The organism is Streptomyces sp., assembly GCF_031178505.1.
In the GTDB taxonomy this organism is placed as follows: domain Bacteria; phylum Actinomycetota; class Actinomycetes; order Streptomycetales; family Streptomycetaceae; genus Streptomyces; species Streptomyces gulbargensis.
In genome coordinates, this window is sequence record NZ_JAPSIW010000660.1 from 1 (window position 1) to 3,988 (window position 3,988).

Genomic DNA, 3,988 nt, shown 5'->3' on the forward strand with positions numbered 1-3,988 from the left:
GCTGCCCCGGACCCCCTCCGTGCACGGCGCGGCGGTTACAGGTTGCCGCGCTTCTCCTGCTCGCGCTCGATCGCCTCGAAGAGGGCCTTGAAGTTGCCCTTTCCGAAGCCCATGGAGCCGTGGCGCTCGATCATCTCGAAGAAGACGGTCGGACGGTCCTGGACCGGCTTGGTGAAGATCTGGAGCAGGTAGCCGTCCTCGTCGCGGTCGGCGAGGATCTTCAGCTCGCGCAGTTCGTCGATCGGCACGCGGGTGTCGCCGACCCACTCGCCGAGCGTGTCGTAGTACGCGTCCGGGACGGACAGGAACTCGACGCCCGCGGCCCGCATGGCGCGCACGGTCGCGACGATGTCGTTGGTGGCGAGGGCGATGTGCTGGACGCCCGGCCCGCCGTAGAACTCCAGGTACTCGTCGATCTGCGACTTCTTCTTCGCGATCGCCGGCTCGTTGATCGGGAACTTCACCTTCTTGGTGCCGTCGGCGACGACCTTGGACATCAGGGCCGAGTACTCGGTCGCGATGTCGTCGCCCACGAACTCCTTCATGTTCGTGAAGCCCATGACCTTGTTGTAGAAGGTCACCCACTCGTTCATGCGGCCGAGCTCGACGTTGCCGACGCAGTGGTCGATGGCCTGGAACGTGCGCTTGGCCGGCGGCTCGACGATCGGCGCGGCGGCGACGTAGCCGGGGAGGTACGGGCCGGTGTAGCCGGAGCGCTCGACCAGGGTGTGCCGGGTCTTGCCGTAGGTCGCGATGGCGGCGAGGACGACGGTGCCGTGCTCGTCCTTGAGCTCGTACGGCTCCACGAGGCCGGTGGCGCCCTGCGCGACGGCGTGGGCGTAGGCGGCGCGCGCGTCCGGGACCTCGATCGCCAGGTCGACGACGCCGTCGCCGTGCGCGGCGACGTGGTCGGCGAGGAAGTGGCCCCACTCGGTCGAGGCCTTGATGACGGAGGTGAACACGAAACGGGCGGAACCGTTGGTGAGGACGTAACTGGCGGTCTCGCGGCTGCCGTTCTCCGGTCCGGAGTAGGCGGTGAGCTTCATGCCGAAGGCCGTGGAGTAGTAGTGGGCGGCCTGCTTGGCGTTGCCGACGGCGAAGACGACCGCGTCCATTCCCTTGACCGGGAAGGGATCGGCCTCACGCGCGGTGCTCGGGGTGTGGTCAATGGTCTCAGTCATGGGAGCAGCGTCGCGCCGCACGGCAAGGTGCGCAATAGTTTGCTCAGGGGCTGGTCAATGTGTACAGCGGTACGCCAGCATCGGCGGGCGACTTGTACATCCTGACCATCGGGAGGCCCTCGTGGCGATCGATCATTTGGACGGACGGCTGATCGTGCTCCTCGCGCGTGAACCGCGGATCGGCGTCCTGGAGGCCTCGCGCCGGCTCGGGGTGGCGCGGGGCACCGTGCAGGCACGGCTCGACCGGCTGCAGGCGAGCGGGGTGATCCGGGGGTTCGGGCCGCAGGTGGACCCGGCGGCGCTCGGGTACCCGGTGACGGCCTTCGCGACGCTGGAGATCAAGCAGGGCCAGGGCGCGGACGTGCGGGGGCACCTGTCGACGGTGCCCGAGGTGCTGGAGCTGCACACCACGACGGGGCACGGGGACATGCTGTGCCGGCTGGTCGCCCGGTCGAACGCGGATCTGCAGCGGGTGATCGACAAGGTGGTGGCGTTCGAGGGGATCGTGCGGGCCTCGACGGCGATCGTGATGGAGAACCCGGTGCCGCTGCGGATCATCCCGCTGGTGGAGCAGGCGGCGGGCGGTGAACCGGTCTGAGACCGGACCGCGTCGTGTCCCGGTCGCGTGCACGCGGCCGGGGGGTCAGCAGGACGGGACCCGTGCCTCCTGGCCCTGGGCGAGGGCCCGGAGGGAGGTCACCGCGTCGTCCAGCGCCGTGACCGGGATCAGCCGCATGCCGTCCGGCAGTTCGGCCTTCGCCTCCGCGCACTCGTCCTTGGGGACGACGAAGACCGTGGCACCGTCGCGGGCCGCGGCCTGCGTCTTGAGGGAGACACCGCCGACGGCGCCGACCTTCCCGTCGGCCTCGATCGTGCCCGTACCGGCGACGATCCGCCCGCCGGTCAGACCACCGGCCCGCCCGGCGCCGTCGAGCTTGTCGACGATGCCGAGGGAGAACAGCAGCCCGGCGCTGGGCCCGCCGATGTCGGCGAGGTGCAGGGTGACCTTCACCTTCGCCGGGTCCTTCTTCAGGTAGCGGAGGGCCGCCAGGGTGGCCGCGTCCTGCGACTCCTTCATCTGACCCAGGTTGTGCTTCTCGATCTCGGCGTCCGACTTGCCGGGCGGGTAGACCGAATGGATCGGCATCACCGCCCGGTCCGTCCGGAACCAGGCGTCCACGACCTCCGCGAGGCCCACCTCCACGGACGGTCCGGTGGCGATGATCGTCGTCATCCGCAGCTGCCCCTCGGTCTTCCCCACCGGGGCGCCGGTGACGCTGATGACCTCCCGCCCCTTGTCCACACCGAGCACGTCGGCGGTCGAGCCGGGCTGCGCGACGGCGTACGGCAGCGGCGCGAGTCCGACGACGGCGAACAGGGCTGCGACGGGCAGGGCGCTGAGCGCCAGCGCGCGGGGACGGGAGAGACGGGAGAGCACGCCCCCAATCTACTGGGGCGGCCTCCGCCGCGGTCCCGAGGGCGGCGGCCCCGGGCGCGCTGCCCCGCCGGGGAGCCCGCCCGGACCGGACCGCGACCGCTCAGCCGCCCGCGCGCGCGGGCAGATGGCGGGTGAAGAAGGAGCGCAGGAGTGTGCGCACGGCGGGGACGGACACCCGGGGGGCGACCGTGCCGACGAGCTCCGCCCGCTGCGCCGCCGTCATGAGGCCCGCCGCCTGGAGCTGCGGGACGAGGGAGGCGTGGTCGCTGAAGACCCAGTGGTCGCAGCCGGCCAGCTGCCGCCGGGTGACCGGCCCGCCGTGGGAGAGCAGCGCCGCCCAGGAGCGGTCGAGCCGCTCGTCCCGGAAGCCGTCGGTGCCGGCGAGGAGCAGGGGCCGGTCGGTGCCGTACCGGGCGACCGGGAGGAGTTCGCCGTCCCGTCGGTCCAGGTACCCCTCCAGGTTGGCCGCGGCGACGATCCGCCGGTCCTCGTGCAGGGTCTGCGCGACGGCGGCGCCGCCCGCCGAGTGCCCGTACAGGCCGGCCCGGTCGAGGCCGAGGGCGTCGAGGACGAACCGGAGGTCGGCGACCCTCGTGTCGATCATGGTCCGGAAGGCGGTGGCGTCCATGTCGGGGCGCAGCTCCGTCGTCCGGATCCGTTCGCGGCCCGGCCGCTCGTCCGGGAACTCGACCTCGCTCGCGTCACCGGGGTGGTCGACGGTGACGACGGTCCAGCCGTGCGAGGCGAGGTCGACGGCCAGGGAGCTGCCCATGGCACGGGAGTCACCGCCACCGGGGCTGTACAGCAGTACCGGTCGCCGGCCGGGCAGCGGCGGCGCGCCGGCCCGGGCGTGGGTGAGCGTGGCGGCCCAGTCGACCCCGGTGCCCGGCAGCGGCGGCCGCACCACCGGGGCGAGAAGGGCGAAGGTCGCGGCCGCGTCCGGGGTGAGCTGCGGGACGCGGGGGAAGCCACGGCCGGGAGCGGCGGGCCGCAGGACGGTGATCATGACCTCCCGGACTCCGATCTCCGGTGCCCAGGGGTCGTTGCGGGTCGGGTCGACCAGGTGACGGACGGTGGCACCGACGGCGTACGGGCCGGTGGGCGCGGGCAGCCGGAGGACCTGACCGGCCGAGCCGGTGGGGGACGGCACCGGGGCGGTGGCGGAGGCGACCGGGCCGGTGGTGGAGGCGAGGGTGAGGGCGGCGGCCCCGGCGAGGGCGCCCTCGACGAAGGAACGGCGTGCGGGTGTGGGTGTGTCGGTCATGCCCGGCATCCTGGGGGCGGGCCGGGCCCCGGTGCGAAGCTTCCGGCCCTGCCCGAAAGGCTGGCGGCGGACGGGGGATTCTGCGGGCATGCGACTGCACTTCAC

The 3,988-nt window shown here is 72.7% G+C and carries 4 protein-coding genes; 1 reads left to right on the plus strand and 3 read right to left on the minus strand.

Annotation, left to right across the window (positions count from 1 at the left end; genetic code table 11):
- Window positions 1-35: 35 nt before the first annotated feature.
- On the minus strand, window positions 36-1,181 hold the full coding sequence (gene hppD / locus RIF68_RS29990) for a 4-hydroxyphenylpyruvate dioxygenase (RefSeq protein WP_309054422.1): 1,146 nt from the start codon (window positions 1,179-1,181) through the stop codon (window positions 36-38).
- Window positions 1,182-1,302: 121 nt separating this feature from the next.
- Here hppD and RIF68_RS29995 point away from each other — a divergent pair, with 121 nt between their 5' ends.
- A complete protein-coding gene (locus tag RIF68_RS29995) occupies window positions 1,303-1,779 on the plus strand; it encodes an Lrp/AsnC family transcriptional regulator (protein WP_309054423.1) in 477 nt (158 codons plus the stop codon).
- Between the two features lie 45 nt (window positions 1,780-1,824).
- Here the strand turns inward: RIF68_RS29995 and RIF68_RS30000 are convergent, their stop codons facing one another.
- Both RIF68_RS30000 and RIF68_RS30005 read right to left on the minus strand, forming a co-directional pair.
- Window positions 1,825-2,619, minus strand: coding sequence for a S16 family serine protease (locus tag RIF68_RS30000; protein ID WP_309054424.1), 795 nt, complete (start codon window positions 2,617-2,619; stop codon window positions 1,825-1,827).
- A gap of 100 nt (window positions 2,620-2,719) precedes the next feature.
- Window positions 2,720-3,883 carry an alpha/beta fold hydrolase gene (locus tag RIF68_RS30005; protein WP_309054425.1) on the minus strand — a complete coding sequence of 388 codons (1,164 nt, stop codon included), beginning with the start codon at window positions 3,881-3,883 and terminating at the stop codon, window positions 2,720-2,722.
- Between the last annotated feature and the right edge of the window lie 105 nt (window positions 3,884-3,988).